Source organism: Vibrio sp. 10N.286.51.C3, from assembly GCF_003050065.1.
In the GTDB taxonomy this organism is placed as follows: Bacteria; Pseudomonadota; Gammaproteobacteria; order Enterobacterales; family Vibrionaceae; genus Vibrio; species Vibrio crassostreae.
This window is the reverse complement of sequence record NZ_PIGC01000008.1, coordinates 114,868-137,720: the sequence shown is the minus strand read 5'-3', so window position 1 is coordinate 137,720 and position 22,853 is coordinate 114,868. Positions and strand designations below refer to the sequence as shown.

Annotated in this window: 20 protein-coding genes; 11 read left to right on the top strand and 9 right to left on the bottom strand. The window is 44.6% G+C overall.

Annotated elements, in window-relative coordinates; translation table 11 throughout:
• Window positions 1–8 precede the first annotated feature (8 nt).
• A complete protein-coding gene (locus CWO27_RS10855; RefSeq protein WP_102431714.1) occupies window positions 9–692 on the bottom strand; it encodes a spondin domain-containing protein in 684 nt (227 codons plus the stop codon).
• A 383-nt stretch (window positions 693–1,075) separates the two neighbouring features.
• The gene (locus tag CWO27_RS10850) at window positions 1,076–1,417 is read right to left on the bottom strand and encodes a YggL family protein (protein WP_057623238.1); all 342 of its coding nucleotides are present in this window, start codon (window positions 1,415–1,417) and stop codon (window positions 1,076–1,078) included.
• Between the two features lie 534 nt (window positions 1,418–1,951).
• Between CWO27_RS10850 and CWO27_RS10840 the strand changes: the two genes are divergently transcribed.
• Window positions 1,952–3,979: a PhoX family protein gene (locus tag CWO27_RS10840; protein ID WP_102433491.1), complete on the top strand. Its 2,028-nt coding sequence runs from the start codon at window positions 1,952–1,954 to the stop codon at window positions 3,977–3,979.
• Between the two features lie 223 nt (window positions 3,980–4,202).
• Here CWO27_RS10840 and CWO27_RS10835 read toward each other — a convergent pair whose 3' ends face one another.
• The 3 genes from CWO27_RS10835 to CWO27_RS10825 form a co-directional block, all read right to left on the bottom strand.
• Window positions 4,203–4,823: a LysE family translocator gene (locus CWO27_RS10835; RefSeq protein ID WP_048662612.1), complete on the bottom strand. Its 621-nt coding sequence runs from the start codon at window positions 4,821–4,823 to the stop codon at window positions 4,203–4,205.
• A 136-nt stretch (window positions 4,824–4,959) separates the two neighbouring features.
• Window positions 4,960–6,246, bottom strand: coding sequence for a DEAD/DEAH box helicase (locus tag CWO27_RS10830; RefSeq protein WP_012600498.1), 1,287 nt, complete (start codon window positions 6,244–6,246; stop codon window positions 4,960–4,962).
• Window positions 6,247–6,428: 182 nt separating this feature from the next.
• Window positions 6,429–7,412, bottom strand: coding sequence for a CobW family GTP-binding protein (locus CWO27_RS10825; protein ID WP_048660059.1), 984 nt, complete (start codon window positions 7,410–7,412; stop codon window positions 6,429–6,431).
• 610 nt (window positions 7,413–8,022) lie between these two features.
• Between CWO27_RS10825 and clcA the strand changes: the two genes are divergently transcribed.
• Together clcA and CWO27_RS10815 are read left to right on the top strand one after the other, a co-directional pair.
• Window positions 8,023–9,429: a H(+)/Cl(-) exchange transporter ClcA gene (gene clcA, locus CWO27_RS10820; protein ID WP_048660058.1), complete on the top strand. Its 1,407-nt coding sequence runs from the start codon at window positions 8,023–8,025 to the stop codon at window positions 9,427–9,429.
• A 206-nt stretch (window positions 9,430–9,635) separates the two neighbouring features.
• Window positions 9,636–10,616 carry a TDT family transporter gene (locus CWO27_RS10815; RefSeq protein WP_170960777.1) on the top strand — a complete coding sequence of 327 codons (981 nt, stop codon included), beginning with the start codon at window positions 9,636–9,638 and terminating at the stop codon, window positions 10,614–10,616.
• A gap of 137 nt (window positions 10,617–10,753) precedes the next feature.
• Here CWO27_RS10815 and hmpA read toward each other — a convergent pair whose 3' ends face one another.
• Window positions 10,754–11,950 carry an NO-inducible flavohemoprotein gene (gene hmpA, locus CWO27_RS10810; protein WP_102433489.1) on the bottom strand — a complete coding sequence of 399 codons (1,197 nt, stop codon included), beginning with the start codon at window positions 11,948–11,950 and terminating at the stop codon, window positions 10,754–10,756.
• Between the two features lie 368 nt (window positions 11,951–12,318).
• Here hmpA and norR point away from each other — a divergent pair, with 368 nt between their 5' ends.
• Together norR and CWO27_RS10800 are read left to right on the top strand one after the other, a co-directional pair.
• On the top strand, window positions 12,319–13,911 hold the full coding sequence (norR, locus tag CWO27_RS10805) for a nitric oxide reductase transcriptional regulator NorR (protein ID WP_048660055.1): 1,593 nt from the start codon (window positions 12,319–12,321) through the stop codon (window positions 13,909–13,911).
• Window positions 13,912–14,000: 89 nt separating this feature from the next.
• Window positions 14,001–14,360 (top strand): glutaredoxin family protein, encoded by a 360-nt coding sequence (locus tag CWO27_RS10800; RefSeq protein WP_017062638.1) that lies wholly within the window; start codon window positions 14,001–14,003, stop codon window positions 14,358–14,360.
• A 109-nt stretch (window positions 14,361–14,469) separates the two neighbouring features.
• Here CWO27_RS10800 and CWO27_RS10795 read toward each other — a convergent pair whose 3' ends face one another.
• Entirely contained in the window at window positions 14,470–15,105 is a 636-nt protein-coding gene (locus tag CWO27_RS10795; protein ID WP_102478539.1) for an OmpA family protein, read from the bottom strand.
• Window positions 15,106–15,374: 269 nt separating this feature from the next.
• Here CWO27_RS10795 and CWO27_RS10785 point away from each other — a divergent pair, with 269 nt between their 5' ends.
• From CWO27_RS10785 to CWO27_RS10760, 6 genes are all read left to right on the top strand, one after another.
• Window positions 15,375–16,001, top strand: coding sequence for a thioredoxin domain-containing protein (locus tag CWO27_RS10785; RefSeq protein ID WP_102433487.1), 627 nt, complete (start codon window positions 15,375–15,377; stop codon window positions 15,999–16,001).
• A 76-nt stretch (window positions 16,002–16,077) separates the two neighbouring features.
• Complete coding sequence (locus CWO27_RS10780; RefSeq protein ID WP_019821974.1) at window positions 16,078–16,551, top strand: FKBP-type peptidyl-prolyl cis-trans isomerase; 474 nt, start codon at window positions 16,078–16,080, stop codon at window positions 16,549–16,551.
• A 179-nt stretch (window positions 16,552–16,730) separates the two neighbouring features.
• The gene (locus CWO27_RS10775) at window positions 16,731–17,321 is read left to right on the top strand and encodes a TetR/AcrR family transcriptional regulator (protein WP_048662606.1); all 591 of its coding nucleotides are present in this window, start codon (window positions 16,731–16,733) and stop codon (window positions 17,319–17,321) included.
• 143 nt (window positions 17,322–17,464) lie between these two features.
• Entirely contained in the window at window positions 17,465–18,496 is a 1,032-nt protein-coding gene (locus tag CWO27_RS10770) for an NADP-dependent oxidoreductase (protein WP_102433486.1), read from the top strand.
• A 34-nt stretch (window positions 18,497–18,530) separates the two neighbouring features.
• The gene (locus tag CWO27_RS10765) at window positions 18,531–19,151 is read left to right on the top strand and encodes a glutathione S-transferase family protein (RefSeq protein WP_102433485.1); all 621 of its coding nucleotides are present in this window, start codon (window positions 18,531–18,533) and stop codon (window positions 19,149–19,151) included.
• A gap of 152 nt (window positions 19,152–19,303) precedes the next feature.
• On the top strand, window positions 19,304–20,986 hold the full coding sequence (locus CWO27_RS10760) for an RluA family pseudouridine synthase (RefSeq protein ID WP_102433484.1): 1,683 nt from the start codon (window positions 19,304–19,306) through the stop codon (window positions 20,984–20,986).
• Window positions 20,987–21,151: 165 nt separating this feature from the next.
• On the opposite strand, the gene CWO27_RS10755 is transcribed toward CWO27_RS10760, so the two are convergent.
• Window positions 21,152–21,445: a YkgJ family cysteine cluster protein gene (locus tag CWO27_RS10755; protein WP_080967419.1), complete on the bottom strand. Its 294-nt coding sequence runs from the start codon at window positions 21,443–21,445 to the stop codon at window positions 21,152–21,154.
• 174 nt (window positions 21,446–21,619) lie between these two features.
• Window positions 21,620–22,804, bottom strand: a complete 1,185-nt coding sequence (locus CWO27_RS10750) for a D-alanyl-D-alanine carboxypeptidase family protein (protein WP_048606313.1) — start codon at window positions 22,802–22,804, stop codon at window positions 21,620–21,622.
• Window positions 22,805–22,853: the final 49 nt, after the last annotated feature.

The window sequence follows — 22,853 nt, the reverse complement described above, 5'->3', positions numbered from 1 at the left end:
CATCCCCCTTACTTAACAACAATGGTGATAGTTGCAACAGGGTTTAACCAACGATGACTACTGCTATCGAGGTCACTTATACCGCCCGCCGCGTCACTATCACCAATGTTACCCGGATGAATATGAACCTTAGCGTTAGACACGGCAGTCTCCACACCAGTACCACCAGCACCAAAGGTAATAAAGGGAGGATTTGGCATACTGCCTGCCAACTCATCATTGGCTTCTGTACCTGCGTCATAACCATTGAGTGTGGCTTTGTAGGTGCCCGCTTGAGTTGGGATCTTCCAACTGTCTAATCCAACAAAGCCATCATTGGTCGGCAACAACATCGCGCCGAGTGACAAGTAAGCTAAATCACCCGTATCGATATCAAACGTAGTTGCGACGCCTGGATTGAGAATTCCGGCTGCTGGATTCTCAACCACCACGCCGCCCGCGTTAGCAATAACACTAGATAGACCTGAAATATCGCCACCTTCCGCCATGGATTCCAACTCAGCAGAAGCTGCCTCCCCCGTTCTAAACATGAACAAGCTTGAATCATGAGCCGCAGCCAAGATTGGCGTAAAGTAGATCCCTTTTGTGGCATTGGTGACAGTCACCTCAAGCTGGGCTGCCTGAGCTTGAACAGCCCCAAAAGCGAACATCGCTGAGCCAATCACTAAGCTGATTTGAGTACGTTTATTCATTTTGATTCCATCCTTTATCGAGTCCTTTCGTGACTGGCGAATCAATAACATCGAAAGACGTGTTATCTAGTCAGCCACGAACAGTGGTGTTGTTGACTCTAAGAATGGCGATCAAATCTATCAGCAACTTCATTGAATTCTCATAAAAGTCTCACAAGTTTATCCAAACTTATTACAGCCCAGATAAGTAGCCATAGAGCACTGATATTTAAGAGAAATTAGTCGCCTCACAAAGCAAAAGGGAAACATAAAAAAAGAATATGAAAGGAAGAAAACGCAAAAAGGCCGAATCGATATACCGATTCGGCCTCTGTTTTTGTGTATTGTTGCTCGTTCTAAAAGTCGTATAGACCTCTAAGCAAAGCTAACAGAACAACATCAATTTAGAACGCGTAGTTTGCGTCAATAAGCTCGCTTACTTCAACTTTCGTTACTTCAGCACGCGCTTCAAGCCATTGTGCAACTTGCAGTTGCTCTGCTTCTGTCACTGAACGGTAGCGCTCAATAGAGCATAAGAAACCTTCAAACAGCTCAAGACCACCGCCACCAAAGCACAGACCGATGCTGTCGATGAAATCGATGAACTCGTCAATGAACACATCGTATTGATCAAAATCAGTAATCGATGTCTTGCAGCTTACTTCAAAACCCAGAATCGCGAATTCACCTAGGTATAGCTTTTTGCGTAGGCGACGATTTTTGTTTTCGATTTTATCTAATTTCATAACTGTCTCTCTTTTCATTTGATTAAGCATTTATACACAGTTCTAACCCAATCCCCAAGTGTTTTGTCTTGCATGAGAAGTGTTATGGCAAAAATCGTGCTACAGAAACAAAAGCTTAATGAAAACTATAAAAATCTGTCACTTAACTGCTTCACGATTGGTCACACATTTACCCAACTTATTAACCAATTAATTAGGGCGTGTTGATCTTTTGAGCTGATTTTTGCAGCGAGTTGCTGGGTATTTATACAAGGCAGAGGCTTCGATGTGTAGCTAGCCTACATGAGAAGCCGATAACGCAGTAGAAATGACCAGCAAACGCTGCCCGAAGGGTTCGATCTGGGCGCCCCCGCAAAAAGCGTTTTACTCTTTGTTGAGGAGGATTTGCTTAGAATGACTAGGCTACTTCCCCCTCGCCGCGATTAAAACGCTTTTATCTCGAACAAAATTTAACCGCAAAAGGTCAACACGCCCTAGTAGGCGGGTAAGTCATAAATAACGAATAATAAAGTCAGCCAATAGGAAGCAGTCGCGATGAGCAAGGAAACATTTGATAGCACTCGTTTTAACAAGAGTAAAAACAAACCCTTCGAAGAAGTTCTAGATGCAAATCTTTCAAGAAGAAATGTATTAAAAGGCGGTTTAGGCATCAGTGCAATGACCGCTTTTGGCGCGTTTGGTTTAGCGGGTCACAGCACAGCTAACGCCGCAACAATGCAAGCAACAGGCGCGCAGAAAAGCACCGCGACTCTAGCGTTTGAATCGGTTAAAGGCTCATTGACTGACAGTGTTGTCGTACCGAAAGGTTACACAGCACAAGTGCTTGTTCCTTGGGGTACGCCACTTAACAAGCAAGGTAATGCTTGGTTAAAAGACGGTACAAACAACGCACAAGACCAAGCCAACGCACTGGGAATGCACCACGATGGCATGCACTTCTTCCCACTCGACGGCAACAGCAATGACGGTTTGTTGGTGATCAACCACGAATACATTGACCAAAAAGCCCTGCACGCTAATGGCCCTACATACAATGAAGGCGCTCGTCCTAACATTGATGAAGTACGTAAAGAGATCAACGCACACGGCGTGAGTGTGGTTCGCGTTAAGCTTGAAGGCAATCAATGGGTAATAGTCGATAACGATCCACTTAACCGTCGCTACACTGGCGCAACTGTGATGGACCTGTCTGGCCCTGTCGCTCACAGTGAGTTTACCAAAACCAAATTCTCACAAGACGGTAGCCAAGCTCGTGGAACATTGAATAACTGTGGCAACGGCTACACACCTTGGGGCACTTACCTAACTTGTGAAGAGAACTGGCCAGGTTACTTCGTCAATAAAGGTACAACGACACCAGCTCAAGAACGTATCGGTATCGCTACTGACAAAACTCGCTACGGTTGGGACACACTTTCTGGTGACAAACAAGAACGCTTGGATGAGTTCGCACGTTTTGATGTAACACCAACCGCTGATTCACCAATGGACGATTACCGTAATGAAGCACACGGTCACGGCTACATTGTTGAAATCGACCCATACACAGCAAACTCTCGCGCTAAAAAACGTTCTGCACTGGGTTGTTTCCGTCACGAAGGCTGTACATTTGGTAAGTTGACCGAAGGAGAACCGATCGTATTCTACTCTGGCCACGATTCTCGTTTCGAATACCTCTACAAATTTGTTTCTGAAGCAAAATGGGACCCGCGTGACGCTGAGCCAAGCAACCGCCTAAGCGCGGGCGACAAATACATGGACAAAGGCACGCTTTACGTCGCTAAGTTCAACGACGACGGTTCAGGTACATGGTTACCATTAACACTCAGCAGCAAAACCACAAACGGCGGCAAGCTAGGTGATTCATATGACTCTCAAGCCGCACTTATCGTTAATACCGCAGGCGCAGCCGACCTTGTAGGCGCAACGCCAATGGATCGCCCTGAATGGTGCTCTGTAGACCCAATGACAGGTACGGCTTATCTAACGCTAACGAACAACAATAAGCGCAAAGAAGCCAATTCAGCGAACCCTCGCGTAAACAACAAGTTTGGTCATGTTATCCGCTGGGATGAAGGTAAAACGGCTGGCGAATTCGATTGGGATATCTTTGTATTCGGCTCTCCTGCAGTGGAAGATAAATCTATCAACCGCTCAGGACTAACAGACATGAACCAATTCGCGAGCCCTGACGGCTTAGCGTGTGATGCTCGTGGCATTTTGTGGATTCAAACAGATAACGGTGCAGACGAAGTTACTGGGTACACCAACGACCAAATGCTGGCAGTAGTTCCATCTCAGTTAACGGACGACAAAGGCAACAGCGCGGTGATTGATGCAAACAACCAGGCACAGCTTAAACGCTTCTTTGTGGGTCCAAACGGTTGTGAAGTGACTGGCTTTACCATCAGCCCAGATTTCAAATCACTGTTTGTGAACATTCAACACCCTGCAAACTGGCCATCATCAGACGATGCAACTGTACAAACTCAAGGCAATGTTCGCCCAAGAGCATCAACGGTTGTGATTCGTCGTGAAGACGGTGGGGAAATCGCGGTTTAATCGGTAAAACTGGCTAAAATCAGAAGCATTTCTAACATCTAGCTAGGTAAAATCAAAAAGAGCGATAAGGTTAAATGCCCTATCGCTCTTTTTCTATTCTATCAATCTTCGGTTGAAACAAGAGTCCTAGCCCTTGAGCTCATCGTCATCCTCGAGAAGGAGGAACGACTGAGTCGGGGATCTCTCTACCCGTTCTCGTTAATCGCAATACCGTTAATCACAGTTAACTCACGAACAACCACACACCTACGCCCATCATCAAGGTGCCCGCAATGCGGTTCATTAACTTAACGTTATCGGCTTTGCCCAGCATATGTTTTAAGCTCTTTCCACCTGTCGCGTACAGAGTCATGCAAACAAATTCAGAAGCTAAGATAATAGAAACCAGAATCATCAACTGAGGTGCTAAATCTTTACTGCTGTTGATAAAAGGAGGCAGCAGAGAAATCATAAACGCCCAGCCTTTCGGGTTTGCAATCGCAGTAACAAAGCCTTGAACCACCAAGTCCCAATCATTGCTGACTTTGGTTGTTTGATTATCAGTACTGATCGCCAGTTTTCCTCTTGAACGCCACATCTGAACACCCAAGTAGAACAAGTACCCTGCACCCACAAACTTGAAGCCTGTAAACAACCATGGGTAGTTCAGCATGATAGATGCGATACCTAATACTGCGGCCACTGAAACTACCGCGACGCCAGCCAGTTCACCGACCATCATCCATAATGTACGCTTGTAACCGATGCTCATGCCCAGTGTTAACGCCAAGGTCATACACATGCCGGGCGTGATTGATACAAAGAAAAACGTGGGAATAAAAGCCCAAAGTAGCGCGCTATCCATATTATTACCTTATCGACTTATTTTTATTTGAGTGTTCAGCTTGTTGAGTTGTCTTTGTAAGGAGCGACCTTGTATTTAGCGACACAACGAAAAAGAGCCACAATACAGTGGCTCTTTTTCATTACCAACCGTAATTTTACTTACGACGGTTTTTAATTCGCTTCATCATAGTCAAACGACGTTCTGCGCTTGCTTGATCTTGAGGCTCTTCGTTCGCATTGTTTTTACGACCTTGGCGGTTTTTGTAAGCCGACTTAGTGTTCAGCTTTTCAATGTAAGCATCACGCTTCTTCGGCTCATAACCCGGTTGTTCAACACGGCGAATACGCTGTTGAATCAATTTTTCAACTTGAACAACAGTCAGCTCTTCTTCGCGATTAACGAAAGAGATTGCGTGACCTTGTTTACCAGCACGACCTGTACGGCCAATACGGTGAACGTAATCTTCCGCTAGGAAAGGCATGTCGTAGTTAATTACGTGTGGTAAGTCTTCGATATCAAGACCACGAGCCGCAACGTCTGTTGCTACCATTACACGCGCTCTGCCTTCTTTAAAATCGTCTAAAGCACGACGACGAGCGCTTTGCGCTTTATCACCGTGACAAAGTACCGCTTTAATACCGTCTAGCTTAAGCTCTTTAACGACATCGTTCGCTGTTTCTTTGTAGTTCACGAACACAAGCACTTGGCGCCAGTTTTTACGGCCAATAAGCTCAGAAAGCAGTTCAGTTTTACGTTCTTGATCCACTGGGTAAACCACGTGACCAACAGTTGCAGCCGTTGAGTTTTCACGCTCAACACTGATACGTTTTGGTTTACGTAGAATATCAACAGACAATTGGTTCAACTGAGTCGATGTTGTCGCAGAGAACATCATGATTTGTGGAGAGGTTTCTACATCCAACATGATCTTACGAACGGCATTGATGAAACCCATATCTAGGATACGGTCGGCTTCATCAAACACTAGGAATTCTAGGTTGGCAATAGACACGTTACCCGCTTCTAAGTGCTCTTCTAAGCGGCCTGGAGTCGCAACCAAAATATCCACACCCAGCTCTAATTGACGAACCTGTGAAGACATCTTGTTACCACCGTAAACGGCTGAAACGCTTAGTTCAGTGTATTTAACGTAGTCTTTGATGTTTTGAGCGATCTGCGCAGCAAGCTCACGAGTTGGAGCAAGAATAAGGCCGCGAGCCGTTCCTCGAGATGCTTTTTTACCGCTGTTCAGTAGGTGCTGAATAACAGGCAATGAGAATGCCGCTGTTTTACCCGTACCGGTTTGAGCAGTAGCAAAAATATCATGGCCTTTACGAGCCATTGGAATCGCTTTTTGTTGAATTGGAGTGAGTTTTTCATAACCACACTCAGTCAACGCTTTGACTAATTCAGGAGCAAAACCTTGAGAGGAAAATGACATTGTTACGGGTTCCTTAAGCAGACAGCCTACATTCTTATTTCAGCCGAGCACTATAAAGTAATTAGAGTGATTTATCTCACATTTATCGTGATATAACGCAAACTTTCTCATTTAATCTGGTGTTTACCCCGCCTTAAACGAAGTAAACACCGAGTTCATTGGTTCAAACAGCAAAAATGAGGCTATTTGATGCCACACAGCTTGAGTAGAATCTGCTCGAGATCGCCCCACGGCATGAGTTGTGAGTCGATCACTTCCAATCGAGATTCAAAACCATCAAGCGTAATTTCGTTCACAGATACAACTTGATTCGCCACATTAAATGCGTAGCAACCTTGGTCGGTGTTCACTACGGCTTTTACACGCTCAGCCGTTAGATCCGACAACATTGAGAATAGCGCATCGAAGTCGAACTTATGCTCTGCTCCAAACAACCAACCACAACTAAAGTAGCCCTGCCCTTTATTCTCTTTACGGATGAAAGCTTCACCGGGAGGAAGTTGGAATTGAGGTTCTTGGTCAGCGTGATCGTGATGGTGCGCTTCAAGATGAGATGAAGCACTGCCATACACTCTTTCAATGTCCAACACTTCCAATGGCACTTCACCATCATGAATTAGCTTATGGAAGACTTTGGCCGGCGTTTGATCCGTCACCCAATCATTAAACACATCGATGTCTTCAGAATGAACAAGGTCAACCTTAGTACCAAGAATCACATCGGCACTGTCTAGTTGATCATTGAAATTCTGATTCGACGTGTACTTTTCATTGGATAGATTTCGTGGGTCAACCAAACCAAGCGTCGCTTTGAGATCAACGTATGGCGTGTATTGCTCAGAAGTCAGCGTCGCAATCACTTGTTTAGGGTGACCAAGGCCTGTTGGCTCAATCAACAAGCGGTCTGGCTTTTGGCGAAGTAAAGCATTAATACCTACAGACATAGGTACACCCGCTGTACAACACATGCAACCGCCCGGCACTTCTTTAATCAAAGCACCTTGGTCCGTCATCAATGCGCCATCTATGCCGATCTCCCCGAACTCATTAACCAGAACAGCCCAGTTTTCATTCTCAGGTTTGTTTTTAAGCAGATTCAAAATGGCTGTCGTTTTACCAACACCCAAGAAACCCGTAATGATGTTTGTAGGAACTTTTTTAGTCATATCAGTTCTCCTTTTTAAGGGAGTATATACTCAATTACCAAAAAGTTGACCCCAATCGCTTGTTTATACTCAGATTGGCGAGCAGAAGAATGGGTTAACTAAATAGAGGGTTAAGCTGATTAACAGAGATACAGTGCTTAACGAAGTGTAAAGACTTTGAGCAGATAAATAGATAATTGAAGTGAAAAGCAGAATTTTGGATGCTCCAGACGGACTAAAGGCGTACTTGTCAGTACGCCTCACCCTCGTTACTCAATCGTGAGTTCGCGAATCAGGAAGCCTTAAATATCGACCTGAACATTTAACGAGGAACTAAAAACTTTGTTTCTGAATCCATCCAAATTGTGTGTAAAACCTCACTTCTCCTTGCGGTTCGTTATGTTGCTTTACGATTTAACTATGGTTCATTTTTGGCGTAATACAAGTTGCTACCTGAGAATCGATCAAAACTGTGACGGCGATTACACTATATTGTCCATACATTCCATTTATGTAATACACTTCTTTCATAAATGAAATTCAACTTTGCATCTTTGCTGCTATAGGATATGCAGAGGAGGCGTATAATTTACTAAGGCCCTCCCCGCATCAACTCAGGAACCAAACTTAAATGACCAATAGAGAGAGAATTAAGCAATCCCTTTTAGCAAAAATGCCAAGGGATGCTATCAACCAATTTCTCTCTAGAGACAAAACACCCGCTTCAGTACTTTTCCTTTCTTGCATTGTCGGTATCCTTGCTGGCGTGGTGGGCACCTATTTCGAGGTTGCGGTTCATTTCATCACAGAAACTCGTACCGATTGGCTGAAAGATGAAATCGGTAGCTATTTACCACTTTGGCTTGCGGCTTTCCTTATTAGTGCTGCATTCGCTTTCATTGGCTATTTCCTCGTTCACCGTTTCGCTCCAGAAGCTGCCGGCTCAGGTATCCCTGAAATAGAAGGCGCGATGGACGGGATGCGACCTGTTCGTTGGTGGCGAGTACTTCCTGTGAAATTCTTTGGTGGTATGGGCGCGTTAGGCTCTGGCATGGTGTTAGGTCGTGAAGGGCCTACCGTGCAAATGGGCGGAAGCATCGGACGTATGGTGACTGACATATTCCGAGTGAAAGATGACGATACTCGACATTCACTGCTCGCTTCTGGTGCGGCTGGCGGTTTGGCTGCTGCGTTCAATGCTCCATTGGCTGGGATTATGTTCGTTGTTGAAGAGATGCGACCACAATTTCGCTACTCACTCATTTCAATCAAAGCCGTCATCATCTCTGCAATCTCAGCCAACATTGTATTTCGTTCGATCAATGGCCAATCTGCCGTTATCACAATGCCTCAATACCAACCGCCTGAACTGAGTGCACTGTGGTTGTTCCTATTACTTGGCGTGTTGTTCGGCGTATTTGGCGTGATCTTCAATAAGCTAATAACACTTTCGCAAGATATGTTTGTGGCAATACATAAGAACGACCGCAAACGCTACTTGATAACCGGAACCCTGCTTGGTGGCTGTTTTGGCTTGTTGCTGCTTTATATCCCGGAATTGACTGGCGGTGGTATTGGTATCATCCCGAATATCACTAATGGCAGCTACAGCACCAACATATTGCTACTGATCTTTCTAGGGCGTGTTATCACCACTTTGCTTTGTTTTGGCTCTGGTGCTCCGGGCGGTATCTTTGCGCCGATGCTTGCACTCGGCACACTCTTTGGTTACGCATTTGGGCTTATCGCCGCGGCATTCTTTCCTGAACTGAATATCGAGCCGGGCATGTTTGCGATTGCAGGTATGGGCGCTTTATTTGCTGCAACCGTGCGTGCACCAATTACGGGTATATTACTGGTTATCGAGATGACCAATAACTACTACCTTATCCTACCGTTGATCATCACCTGTCTAGGTGCCGTAATCATTGCGCAGATGTTAGGGGGTCAGCCGATTTACAGCCAACTACTGAACCGCACGCTGAAAAACGAGAAGTTAAGACAACAAGACCTGCCTCAACAAGAGGAAGTGCGTTAATTACAAAAGACTCATGAAACAAAAGCACACATTCAACGTGCTTAATCTCCCGATTCCGTATCAAAATCAAAAAAGCAAACGTTAAACTTGGTATCATCCACTCAAAATTAGTTGAGTGCCCTCAAAATCTATTGATGAAATACTTACAGGCTCTAACTAAAGCAAATAATCCAATATTCTGTAATTAACTAAGTCGGAGCAAGTCGTTGAACTGGAGAAGATTAACCCAAGTAAAAAATGTGCCGCCATCTCAGGCGTCTTTAGCACTTGGCGTTATTGGGCTAGGACAAGCTTGGGCGCTATATATCCCGGGCATTGGTGAGATCATTCGTCCCTACCTCGCTTCATTCGGTGCGCTATTATTGCTGCCTGTTTTACTCCGTTATCTAACGAGCTTTAATACCTTCCTTAATGACATACGTCACCCATTAGTGGGTAGCTTAATGGCACCAATGAGCATGGCTTTGCTGATTCTGTGCGACTACTTAGCCGAGATATCGCCAGTCATCGCCTACCCAGTTTGGTTCTGTGCGCTATTGCTGCACTTTACCATGATGGTATTGTTCTTTGGTTTTCAGATCATCAACTTCAAAATGTCAAACATTGTACCGAGTTGGTTTCTGTATCCGGTAGGTTTGATCAGCAGTTCTTTAGCGGGCACACAGTTTGGCCATACGGTATTTTCAGAAACACTTGCGGCCACTTGTATCGGTATCTATTTCCTTATGCTGCCAGTGGTATTGTACCGCTTGGTGTTCGAAGGAAACCTGCCACGCAGAGCAAGACCAACACTGGCAATCATGGCCGCACCAGTAAACTTGTCTTTAGCCGCTTACTTGGTCAACTTTGATAATCCAGATCCTATTCTGACTGGCGCTTTGGCTGGCATTGCCATCACAATGACACTGCTGATCTACTTGTGTTACATCCGCCTAATGCGTCTGAAGTTCCAACCTTCAATTGCTGCCGTCACCTTCCCATCCGTGATCAGCGCTATTGCCATGCATCGTCTAACCACATTTTTCGGCGCGGAATACCCACAATGGTATTGGCTACACAAGTTTGGTTTCTTTGAGCTAACCATCGCGACCATTCTAGTGATTTGGGTTGCAGGTGGTTACGTGAAAATGTACTGGCCTGAGTTTTTTGATTCCGATTACATGTCTAAGAAGACGAAGCGTTCTTAATCAACTCAAGCCCTCTTTTCTAGAGACCTCTCGATTCAGCGCTCCTCCAAACAAAAAAGGCCTCACAATGTGAGGCCTTTTGAATAGGCAAGGTCGTTAATAGTTCAGGCGAGTGTTAATAGAACTATCGAGAACTATTAGAAGTTAGCGTGAGGGCCGAATACTTCGTAGTGCACGCGTGAACGATCAACGTTAAGTGCGTCTAGTTGTTCCACGATGTTCTTCATGAAACCAACCGGGCCACAGATGTAGAAGTCACTCTCTTCAAAGCCTTTAGTGTCTGAGATAGACGCTAGATCCATTTGGCCTTGATGCGTGTTTTCACATGCAGATTCGTCTTTGTTCATGTACCACGTTTTCGCTTCCCAACCTTTGTTGGCAACAATGTCTTTAACACGAGTCGTGAAAGAGTGTTGGCCTACGTTCTCACAAGCGTGAAGGTAAAGTACTGGCTCGTTTTTATCTTCCGTATTTAGGAACTCAAGCATAGACTGCATCGGCGTTACACCAACACCTGCAGAGATAAGTGTTACTGGCTTGCTGCGCTCTTGATACATGAAGTCACCCGCTGGTGCGTAAAGATTTACTTCATCACCAACAGCAACCATATCGTGTAGGTGGTTAGATACAACGCCTTGTGCCTCTTGACCTTGTCCCTCACGTTTGACAGAAATACGGTATTGCTTGCCGTTTGGCTTATCAGACAGTGAGTATTGACGAATCTCGCTGTATTGAGAGCCTTCAGGTTTCACTTCAATACCGATGTATTGACCTGGTGTGTAATCCAGAACTTCACCGCCGTCTTTTGGCTGTAAGATGAAGCTTGTTACTAGCGCTGACTCTTCGACTTTGTCTGCAATCACAAACGCACGCGCTGCTTCCCAACCACCAACAGCTTGCTTACGCTGTAGGTAAAGTTCAGCTTCACGATCGATGAATACTTGAGCTAAGAATAGGTAAGCGGCTGTCCATGCTTCTTCCACTTCTGGAGTAAACGCGTCAGCAGCTAATTCACGTAGTGTTTCAATCAGGTGCAAACCAACAATTTGGTAGTGCTCTGGTTGAATATTAAAGCTTGTGTGTTTCTGTGCAATGCGTTCAACTGCTGTGGTTAGCGCTGCTAGATTTTCAATGTTCTTTGCATAAGCCGCGATAGCTTCAAACAGTGCTACGCCTTGGCGACCTGTTCTTTGGTGAGTCATATTGAAGATATCTTTTAACTCAGGGTTATGTGTGAACATACGTTGATAAAAGTGCTGAGTTAAAGCTGGGCCTGCGCTCTCAAGTAGAGGGATAGTAGATTTGATGATTTCGATATGTGCATTGTTAAGCATGAATTTACTCCGAACACTGAGCCTTATGACCTATATGTCATTTTGACTACTAAAAATTAAGAATGACTTATCGATTTTCTGAAACCTGAGTTATTTTTAGAAACTGAGTTATTTTGACTCGTTTTCATTTCAAAAAATCGCGAAACCTGATTAATGCCACCTGATTGATTGAGATCAAGAATAGTCTGTTTAATCAGCGCTATAATTGGGCTTCGCTGTCTCTTTTGCACAATCAGTGCCAACTTTATCAATCTCCGTCATTACTGGTTTTCCTTTCAAAATACATCTTATAAAAATGTCAAAAAGACCTTTTTTTTAAGTCAATAAGACTCTATTATGTAGATAAACACACACAGTTAGAGTTTTTTATGCAAGATATCTCCGCATCTACCCTCATGGAAATGACCATTGGCCTCGCAAGTGGTGTGAACGATCAAGATCGTTTCAATCGCCTGATCGATGCCATTCGCAAAACCATAACGTGTGATTGTGTCGCGCTTTTAAGCCTTCAAGGCGACACGCTAGTACCTATAGCAATGCAAGGGCTCAGCCGAGATACATTCGGTCGTCGCTTTATCATTTCAGAACACCCTCGTTTTGATGAGATTTGCGCATCACGCTCTCCTGTTCGTTTTGATGCTGATAGCTCGCTACCTGATCCTTTCGATGGCTTACTGATCGATCATGACGGCGATCTACCAATGCACGCCTGCATGGGTTTGCCTCTGCTGTTTGGTGACAAATTGTTAGGGGTGCTAACCCTGGACAGCCTAAAACCAGATGTATTTGCGAATATTCCTGCCCGCAACCTTGAGGTGCTGGCAGCTATTGCAGCGTCAACTATGCAGATGGCACTGACCTTCTCGCAACTTGAGCATCAAGCAAAACAGTCAAAGCAATTACTGGAAGAGTTGAACGTAGAAGCCTGGGAACGTGACGGCGGCGAGTTAATTGGTAACAGTGACACCATGGTCGCGCTTAAGAACGACATTGCCGTTGTCGCACCGTCTGAATTTAATATCTTGATTCATGGTGACACTGGTGTTGGTAAAGAGCTTGTTGCTCGTACCCTGCACCATCAATCGCAACGTAAACGTAACCCGTTGGTCTACGTCAACTGTGCTGCTATTCCTGAGAACTTGGTAGAGAGTGAACTATTTGGTCACGTTCGTGGCGCGTTTACTGGCGCAGACAAAAACCGCTTAGGTAAGTTTGCGTTAGCCGATGGTGGCACACTGTTCTTAGATGAGATTGGTGAATTGCCTTTGGCCGCGCAAAGTAAACTACTACGTGCTCTACAAAACAACGAAATTCAACCTGTTGGCCAAGACAACATTCAAACCATTGATGTGCGAGTATTGGCAGCGACTAACCGAGATCTAAAGCAAGAAGTTGAAGACGGGCGATTCAGAGCCGATTTATATCACCGACTGAGTGTGTACCCTATCGCAGTACCTGCACTAAAAGATCGTGGTGACGACATCAGCCTATTAGCGGGTTTCTTCTTAGAACAAGCACGTCGTAAACTTGGTATCAACCAAGTTAAGTTCCGCTCTGACGTTCTTTCTTTCCTAAATCGTTATGGTTGGCCAGGTAACGTTCGTGAACTTGAGCACGTGATCAGTCGTTCAGCATTGAAAGCATTGGCGCGTAGCACGAATAAAAACCTGGTGACAATTACCAAGGAAGATTGTGGTCCACTCGACCAAGACCAGCCAATTGCGACGACACAGGTGAAGAACACACCGTTATCGACACCAACGATCGATCTTTCTGCAGGGCTGCGCGGTGCAACAGATGATTTTCAACGCAGTATCATTACTGAGGTATTGGAAGATGCCAATTTTAACTGGGCACAAGCAGGCCGTATTTTGAAAACAGACCGAGCAAACCTGACTCGACTGTCTAAGCGTTTAGGGCTAAATGTGGCTAAGTCTCACACGATCGAACGGACAAAATAGATATTAGCGGTTTGTTGCAAGCATCTGGCAAAACTTGTGTATATAATGCTGCAAATTGTAACGCTAATTTTAAATATGTAGAGAGAGTTATGAAGTTTATCCGTTGGTTCTTAGGTCGTGTCATCTTGTTATTGAATTTTGTTTTCAGCCCACGTGGTGTTAAGCGTTCTCAAGAAGAGCAAAGCAAAGTAAACGAGCAAGCAAAAACGCACACGTTATACCAATTCGAAGCGTGCCCATTTTGTGTGAAAGTGCGCCGCGCGATGAAACGTCAGTCGGTTCAATTTGAACTTCGTGATGCAAAAAACAACGAGCAACACCGTGCAGAGCTTGAAGCTGGCGGCGGTCGTGTGAAAGTGCCTTGTCTACGTATCGAAAAAGACGGCAAAACTGAGTGGATGTACGAATCTTCAGATATCGTGACTTACTTAGAAAAGCAGTTTGCATAAGCAATAAAGCGACAAAATCTAGATACAAAAAATCCCTCAAATGTGAGGGATTTTTTATGTCTATTATTTAGCATAAGCCGTTTCAAATGAGGTACGAAAGTTCAAACGACTACTTCGCTACGATCAGCATCAATTCTACACGGCGGTTACACGCCTTGCCTTGCGCAGAGGCGTTGGTACAAGCTGGAACATATTCACCAAAGCCACGAGTATAAATGGAGCGACTCGACACATAGTTACTCTCTAATCGAGCCTTCACTTCTTTTGCGCGCTTCTCTGAAAGCGGATCGTTGATTCGATCTGTGCCCGTATTATCAGTATGCCCTTCTATGACCACATCAATATCTTGGCGTTGAGCAAGATAGCTGCCTAGCGTATCTAGCCATTGATTATAAGCAGGCTCAGGGAATGCAGAACCTGTTTTAAAGTTCACGTGCTGCTCAAGCTTTACCATTACATGATTGCCCGGTAAAACTTCAAAATCGATACGGTTTTGTCTGAGGAAAACTTCTAGCGGATCATTGGTTGATACGCCTCGACCATAGTTGGTGGTAATGGTTGTTTGCTGACGAGAGTTGCTCTGTATTGTGTAGCCACGATTGCTCGCGACATGAGTCGTTTGAACCACACCCCATTCAGGATGCATCAAGTCGTAATCGGTTTGCGGCGCAGTTTCTAGCATATCATCGCCCAACATACCTGTTGGTAATGTCGTTTCACACCCTGCCAAAGCTATGCTTAACATTATTGCTAAATATCTCATTACTTCACCAACCACTCATGCAGATAAATCATTCACTAATGTCTATATCGGCACTGAGGGGAAAACTTTAGACGAAAACTTTCGACAAAAGAGCCTGCATCAAAAAAAGTGCTATTGATCACAGTTAACCGTCAACTAGACTGTCTTAACTCGCTAGTTCGAACTGTTTGCATTTATTTACCTTATAATTGTTTTCCAATTCGTCCTAAATAGTTAGAATCTCACGACTTCTCAACGCTAGAGCAAACATTATGTTTAAACCATTTACTAAATTCATCACAGCACTCGCTGCCGTACTTATCATCGCGGGTTGTAGTGAAACAGACGAGCCACAAAAAGGTGCTCAATACGAAGTGCTTCCTACTGCTCTAACCGAATTTAACTTATCTCCGATCACTGAAATCTTCTCTCTTAACTGTGGTCACTGCCGTCAAATGGAAAGTGCAATTCCAGAGATTGAATCTCTAACAGACCAAACCATTGGCAAGATGCACGTGACGTTTAACGAAAGCGCTCAAATCAGCGCAATGATCTACTACACAGCAGTGATGCAGCTTGATGCGACGCCTGACCACGCGTTCATGGACGACCTATTTGGTGCCGTTCAAATGGGTGCAGATGCAACACCTGAGCAGCGTCAACAAGCGCTGGAGACAGCGTTTACTTCTCGTGGTTTGGTTAGCCCATACCAACTGAACAAAGAACAGCAAGTCGCTCTTTTCGACTACGTTAAAAAAGCAGAAGAGATCTCAGTGAAAGGTCAGATCAACTCAGTACCAACCTTTATCATCAACGGTAAATACCAAGTGCTGACAGCTGGCCACCAAGACGTTGCTGGTATCGCGAAAACGATCAACTACCTTTTGACTCAACCATAATCACGGCTTAAGCCGACTGATTAACACATTCAGTTTTAACTACGAAATTCAGCACTCAATATAAATAGGTTTTACTATGTCTAAATTTGTCATCCCGGTCATTGTCTTTCTTTTGGCGGGTTTCATGATTTACCGTACTTGGACGAATCATAAGTCTGGTGCAGAAAACTTCGAACAAGGTCAACAGTTCCTTATCGAGAATGGAGCTAAAGAAGGCGTAATTACGACTGAAAGCGGCCTACAGTACCTTGTACTTGAAGAAGGTACTGGCACAGAACACCCAACTAAGAACAGCAAAGTAACGGTTCACTACCACGGTACGCTGATCGACGGCACTGTTTTCGACAGCTCTGTTGAGCGTGGCGAGCCAATCTCATTTGCCCTTAAGCAAGTAATCAAAGGCTGGCAAGAAGGCTTAACTTACATGGTTGAAGGCCAAAAAGTTCGTCTATTCATTCCAAGCACTCTAGCTTACGGCAAAGGCGGTTCAGGCCCTATCCCACCATCATCGACTCTGATTTTTGATGTAGAACTCATCTCTATCAAATAATCGAAGAGACTGATTTAAGCCCCAACATACGCGCTATGTTGGGGCTTTTTTATATCTGAACATTTGAAAGCACTTTAGCTATTTAACTATTTAACTATTTAACTATTTTAACAACGACCAAATATACCCTCAAAACCCACCACTAGACGACTGGTCTAATTTAAACTATAGTACCGACCATGAACGAGAAAACGAATGACACACGCCTGCATATTTTAAATGTCGGCTATCAATTAATAGTGAACAACGGCTTCAATGGCGTTGGCTTATCACAGTTGCTTAAAGAAGCGGACGTACCGAAAGGTTCGTTTTACCACTACTTTAAATCGAAAGAGCAATTTGGTGAGGCGTTAATTCAGCACTATTTTGAAAACTACATCACTAAGATTGAAGCAATTTTAGTGCACGGTGAAGGTAATCATTATCAGCGAATCCTGAGCTATTTTTCGCTATGGGCGAAGACCGAAAACGGTATCTGTAATGCTCATAAATGCTTGGTCGTTAAGCTCAGTGCCGAAGTTTCTGATCTCTCTGATCCAATGCGCCAAGCGCTGTTAAAAGGTGCTGAGAAGGTGACGAATACCATCGAGCAGTGCATTGTCGGTGGTATTACAGATGGCTCTATAAAGGTTGAAGATAGCCAAGAAGCAGCTCAGAACCTTTATTCTATGTGGTTAGGCGCAAGCTTATTAAGCAAGCTGAGCCAGAGTTCACATAGCTTACAGTCAGCTTTGAGCCTTACCGAACGAATTTTAAAAGGTGAAAGCTAATAACGCGCAGCGCGCTTTATTGGCTTTAACTTAAAACAAATCACCCGCCCTCTTATCAATTTGATGATGGCGGGATTTTTAGACAACAAGACTAGACGACTGGTCTAATTCTAAATATATAAAACATAAATTAAGGATATCCAATGACTCAACAAGGCAATCGCCGCATCGTATTGGCTTCTCGCCCAGTTGGCGCACCAACTCAAGACAACTTCCGTTTAGAGTCAGCAGCCGCGCCAAGTATCAAAGACGGCGAGATGTTACTTCGCTCAGTTTACCTTTCTCTAGACCCATACATGCGTGGTCGTATGAGCGATGCTAAATCCTACGCAGACCCCGTTGCGATTGATGAAGTGATGGTAGGCGCAACCGTATGTCAGGTTGAAGAGTCAAACCACGCTGATTACGAAACTGGCGAATGGGTTCTCGCTTACACAGGTTGGCAAGATCTTGGTGTGTCTAGCGGTGAAGGCCTAATCAAACTAGGCAAAGAACCGACGCACCCTTCTTACGCACTGGGCATCATGGGTATGCCTGGTTTTACTGCTTACATGGGCTTGCTTGATATCGGCCAACCTAAAGAAGGCGACACGCTAGTCGTTGCGGCAGCAACAGGTGCTGTAGGCGCAACCGTTGGACAAATCGGCAAACTAAAAGGCTGTCGTGTTATCGGTGTTGCAGGCAGTCAAGAAAAGTGCCAGTACGCGAAAGAGGTTCTTGGCTTTGATGAATGTATCGACCACAAAGCTGACGACTTCGCAGAACAACTGGCGAAAGCGTGTGACAACGGCATCGACGTTTACTTTGAAAACGTTGGCGGCAAGGTATTCGATGCAGTCATGCCTCTTCTAAACACAGGCGCTCGTATCCCTGTTTGCGGCCTCATCTCTCAATACAACTCGACATCACTGCCTGAAGGTCCAGATCGCATGTCTAGCCTTATGGGGATGCTGCTGGTTAAACGAATTAAGATGCAAGGCTTCATCATCTTTGATGACTACGCACACCGTTACAACGAGTTTGCTGTTCAAATGACAGAGTGGCTATCTCAAGGCAAGATGCACTATCGTGAACACTTAGTTGAAGGCCTAGAAAACGCGCCACAAGCATTCATGGGCCTATTGGACGGTCAGAACTTCGGCAAGCTTGTTATCAAAACGAACGAAGCTAAATAATTCAATAAACTGAACCCGTTAACTAGGTAAAATCATGATTACTTTACATCACCTGAATAAATCACGTTCGAAGCGCATCATCTGGCTACTGGAAGAGCTTGGTGTCGATTATCAAATCAAACCTTACCAACGAGACAGTGTCACTTTCCTTGCACCACCAGAGCTCAAGTCCGTTCATCCGTTGGGCAAATCTCCTGTCATTGAAGACGATGGTGTCGTGATCACTGAATCTGGTGCTATCACGGAATATTTAATCGACAAATACGGTCAAGGTAAGTTCGCACCAGCACGCGGTACAGCAGAATACGTCGAATATTCACAATGGCTTCACTTCGCTGAAAGCTCAGGTATTTTACCAATGTTGCTTAAGATCTTTGTGATGAAAGACGGCTGCGAGACTAACTTCCTAGGCGGTTATGCAGACGATGAAAATCAAAAGATCTTAACCTTCGTTAACGAAGCGCTTGAAGGCAAAACTTATCTTGTAGGCGAAACTCTCACTGGTGCCGATTTCATGATGTCGTTCATCGTAGAAATCGTTGGTAACTTCGGTGCAACTGCGCTTTACCCTAACATTGCTAAATACGGTAAGCTTTTGACTAGCCACCCAGCTTACCAAAAAGCAGAGCAATTAGAGTTAGAACACTCTAACTAATCAAGATTTGTTCCATTCACTGCTTTCATAGCATGAACATGACAATCTAAATGAAGCCAAAGCCGATTTATCTTCCGCTTTGGCTTCTCATTTGTCTTTATTTCGACAACAATACCGAGATCTAAACTGAATACCCATAGAGTTTGATCTTCATGTCAGCAAACCTTGCTCAATACACGCCACTGCGCACGTTAAACCAAACAGCGAATCAAGACTTGTCGCTGCCAGAGCGTTTTACATTCCCGTATTACTATACTCCGCATCCTTTGTGTGAATTAGCGATGCAGCAGCTTCAACAGTCGCTGCTGGACTGTGGTTTAAACGAAATATCGCAAGGTAACCTCTACGCTGTTCTGCTTGTTCAGAATCCAACTACGCAAGAGTTAGGCTACCTTTCTGCGTTTTCAGGTTTACAGTTAGATCCGGCTTTGGTCTCTCAGTTAAACAACATTCACTTTGTTCCACCAGCCTTCGATTCAGAACAGTTTCAATCTCAAAATAGTGCAAACCTTGCTCGCCAGTTGCAACTAGCGGATGACATTGAAAAGCTACAACAGTCACACAACCTAGACGCATTATTAGCCGAGCTTGAAGGGTTAAAAATCGAATCAGCACAAGCTATCGAAGCCTTTCAGTTAGCAATGGCCGAGAACAAAACTCAGCGAAATGAAGTCAGAGAGCAAGCAAACCAAGAAAAGGCATCGGGGAATCTAGAATCGGCGGCGAATTTGCTCAAACAATTGGGCAATCAAAGTAGCCAAGAGAAACGCGACCTAAAAGCACTTCGTATTGAGTGGAAACAGAAGATCGCAGAACGTCAATCACAAGTTGACTTGATTGAAAACGAACTGAAAAGCCGTAAGCAAGATCACCAAGCAATTTCAGAACAGTTAGAAACTCAACGCCTCTCTCACTATCGCTTTATCAATCAAACGAAGCAATCTAAAAATTTACTTGAATTACTCGATGGCAAAGATGCGCTTGAAGGCTCTGGTGACTGCTGCCTACCTAAGCTGCTTAACTTCGCTTTTGAGCACGGGTTTAAGCCGTTAGCATTATCTGAGTTTTGGTGGGGATTGCCGCCTACAGCTATCATTCGACAACACGCAAACCTCTACCCGGTTTGTCAGAGTAAAAGCTTTGAAATCCTCGAACACCAGCTAAGTAGCATTGAGTTAGAAGATAACCCACTTATCGTGAACCCTGCGGTTGGTAAGTCTTTTGATATTGTTTATGAAGACGAAGAGATCGTGGTCGTCAATAAGCCTGAAGAATTCTTGTCGGTTCCCGGCAAGTTCATCGAAGATTCTGTTTATACACGAATAAAAGCGCGTTACCCGGATGCTACTGGCCCTTTGATTATCCATAGATTGGATATGTCGACGTCAGGTTTGTTGATCTTGGCGCTCACAGCGGAGTCAAACAAGCACATTCAGAAGCAGTTCATTGATAGAACAGTAGAGAAGCGCTACACCGCTTTGTTAGATGGTGAGATAACTGGCGAATTTGGCGATATCAGCCTGCCCTTGCGCGGTGACATCACAGACAGACCAAGACAACTGGTTTGCCATGAACACGGCCGAAACGCAGAAACCCATTGGCAAGCGGTAGGCACTCATAATGGGAAAACCAAGGTTCACTTGTACCCTAAAACAGGGCGAACCCACCAGTTGCGAGTGCACTGTGCTCATCCATTAGGGCTTGGTGTTCCGATTCGTGGTGACGACTTATACGGATACAAACGCGAGCGCTTACACCTGCACGCTGGCTACCTAAAGTTGATTCACCCAACAACTGGAGAATGGATGGAGTTTGAAGTGCCTTCTGAGTTCTAAGTTATTTTGTCGAACTAAAACTCTTATCTCACTAAATATTCGATCTCGTAAAACGCATCAAGGTTCTACATCTGCTTCAGATATAGAACCCTGATATTTAATTTTTAATGTGCTTATCACAGCTCAGTAGCGTATTTTCGTTACTAACTTCAATACTGCAGACGCCTAGCCCATTACATCTTTGCGCTGATCAACGCATTCAAAAGAGCCCATTTCGAACTCACGACAGATCCATGGTCGGTTTTCATAGATAGTACACATCAGTGTTTCTCTATCTACCGCAGAACACCAACCGTCATCTAAGCGCTTCATGGTTTCACCGCCCCACTCATCGTAAGCGATGTGCTCTTCAGGTACGCCCGTATCTGTGATGATCATAACCTCTAAACGACAACAGCATGCCTGACAATTGGCACAGGTTACTTCGGGTTCGGTTACGTTCTTTATCTCTATCGTCATAAGTGACTACACTGCTAAATTTTGCGTATAGTAATCGAAACCGCCCGCTACGGCTAATAAAGATGGTACGAAGCGGTGTTTTCATTGATGTAAAAAAAACAATGGGCGCTGTGATTCACTCACAACACCCATATGTTTCCACTTTTGATTGCGGCTTATCGCTACAAGCTCTATTTAGAATAGGCTCGCGAAGAACAGCTTAACGTAGTCCATTAAACGTTTGAACAAACCGCCCTGCTCAACCGCTTCCAGCGCGATCAAAGGCTGAGTTTGAACATCTTCACCATCAACGGTGTAATGAACCACACCTAGAGTTTGACCTTCTGCAATTGGCGCTTTCAGTTCAGAGTTAAGCTCGATAGATGCAGTCAGCTTTTTACTGTCTGATTTAGGCAAGGTAATGAACGTGTCTTCTGCCACACCTAGTTTCAATGTGTCTTGCTCACCAAACCATACTTTCTCTTCAGCCACTTGATCGCCGCCTTTGTGCGGGTTTAGTGTATCGAAGAAACGGAAACCATAGCTCAACAGCTGTTTACTGTCTGATTCACGGCTCTTAACGCTTGATGCGCCCATCACAACCGCAATAAGTCTCATCTCACCTTGTGTCGCTGAACTCGCCAAACTGTAGCCAGCACCAGAGGTGTAGCCCGTTTTCATGCCATCAACGGTTAAGCTTCTATCACGCAACAAGCCATTACGGTTGTGCTGTGTGATGCCGTTGTAACTAAAAGAACGCTCACTGTATAAGCCATACACATCCGGTAAATCACGAATAATGGCACGACCGAGTAGCGCAATATCATAAGGAGTCGAATAGAGATCATCGGCGTCTAAACCATGTGCATTGGCAAAATGGGTATTTTCTAGCTTCAGAGATGTAGCCCAAGAGTTCATAAGGTCGACGAATGCATCTTGTGAACCTGCAACGTGTTCTGCAATCGCAACACTCGCATCGTTACCGGATTGAATAATCAAGCCACGATAAAGGTCCATCATTGCTACATCTGTGTTTACTTCGATGAACATTTTTGAAGAGTCTGGGAAGTTCTTCGCCCACGCGTTTTCGCTGATTCGTACCTGATCATCAGCAGAAATGTTGCCTCGCTTCATCTCTTGTCCAGCTACATAGCTGGTCATCAGTTTGGTCAAACTCGCTGGGTTTAACTTAGTGTGTGCATTTTTTTCTACCAGCACATCACCAGAATTAAAATCAATTAACACATACCCTTTTGCGCCTAGGCTAGGTGGGCTTGGTACTATAGAAGGTGCTGCGATAGCTGCATTACTTACCATCGCTGCGTTACTTACAATGAATATACTTAATAGAGGGAGAGAGTATTTGGAAAACAGTTTCATTGAATCAAACCTAAGTTAACGTTTTGAGCAGTATAGACAAATGCCAGCA

Excerpts from the sequence above, each read along its gene's own strand:
- CWO27_RS10770 (WP_102433486.1), top strand. The coding sequence starts at position 17,465 with ATGACTCAACAAGGCAATCGCCGCATCGTATTGGCTTCTCGCCCAGTT.
- CWO27_RS10850 (WP_057623238.1), bottom strand. The coding sequence starts at position 1,417 with ATGAAATTAGATAAAATCGAAAACAAAAATCGTCGCCTACGCAAAAAG.
- CWO27_RS10750 (WP_048606313.1), bottom strand. The coding sequence starts at position 22,804 with ATGAAACTGTTTTCCAAATACTCTCTCCCTCTATTAAGTATATTCATT.
- CWO27_RS10795 (WP_102478539.1), bottom strand. The coding sequence starts at position 15,105 with ATGTTAAGCATAGCTTTGGCAGGGTGTGAAACGACATTACCAACAGGT.
- CWO27_RS10760 (WP_102433484.1), top strand. The coding sequence starts at position 19,304 with ATGTCAGCAAACCTTGCTCAATACACGCCACTGCGCACGTTAAACCAA.
- CWO27_RS10835 (WP_048662612.1), bottom strand. The coding sequence starts at position 4,823 with ATGGATAGCGCGCTACTTTGGGCTTTTATTCCCACGTTTTTCTTTGTA.
- clcA (WP_048660058.1), top strand. The coding sequence starts at position 8,023 with ATGACCAATAGAGAGAGAATTAAGCAATCCCTTTTAGCAAAAATGCCA.
- CWO27_RS10755 (WP_080967419.1), bottom strand. The coding sequence starts at position 21,445 with ATGACGATAGAGATAAAGAACGTAACCGAACCCGAAGTAACCTGTGCC.
- norR (WP_048660055.1), top strand. The coding sequence starts at position 12,319 with ATGCAAGATATCTCCGCATCTACCCTCATGGAAATGACCATTGGCCTC.
- CWO27_RS10825 (WP_048660059.1), bottom strand. The coding sequence starts at position 7,412 with ATGACTAAAAAAGTTCCTACAAACATCATTACGGGTTTCTTGGGTGTT.
- CWO27_RS10785 (WP_102433487.1), top strand. The coding sequence starts at position 15,375 with ATGTTTAAACCATTTACTAAATTCATCACAGCACTCGCTGCCGTACTT.
- CWO27_RS10780 (WP_019821974.1), top strand. The coding sequence starts at position 16,078 with ATGTCTAAATTTGTCATCCCGGTCATTGTCTTTCTTTTGGCGGGTTTC.
- CWO27_RS10765 (WP_102433485.1), top strand. The coding sequence starts at position 18,531 with ATGATTACTTTACATCACCTGAATAAATCACGTTCGAAGCGCATCATC.
- CWO27_RS10840 (WP_102433491.1), top strand. The coding sequence starts at position 1,952 with ATGAGCAAGGAAACATTTGATAGCACTCGTTTTAACAAGAGTAAAAAC.
- CWO27_RS10830 (WP_012600498.1), bottom strand. The coding sequence starts at position 6,246 with ATGTCATTTTCCTCTCAAGGTTTTGCTCCTGAATTAGTCAAAGCGTTG.
- CWO27_RS10800 (WP_017062638.1), top strand. The coding sequence starts at position 14,001 with ATGAAGTTTATCCGTTGGTTCTTAGGTCGTGTCATCTTGTTATTGAAT.
- hmpA (WP_102433489.1), bottom strand. The coding sequence starts at position 11,950 with ATGCTTAACAATGCACATATCGAAATCATCAAATCTACTATCCCTCTA.
- CWO27_RS10775 (WP_048662606.1), top strand. The coding sequence starts at position 16,731 with ATGAACGAGAAAACGAATGACACACGCCTGCATATTTTAAATGTCGGC.
- CWO27_RS10855 (WP_102431714.1), bottom strand. The coding sequence starts at position 692 with ATGAATAAACGTACTCAAATCAGCTTAGTGATTGGCTCAGCGATGTTC.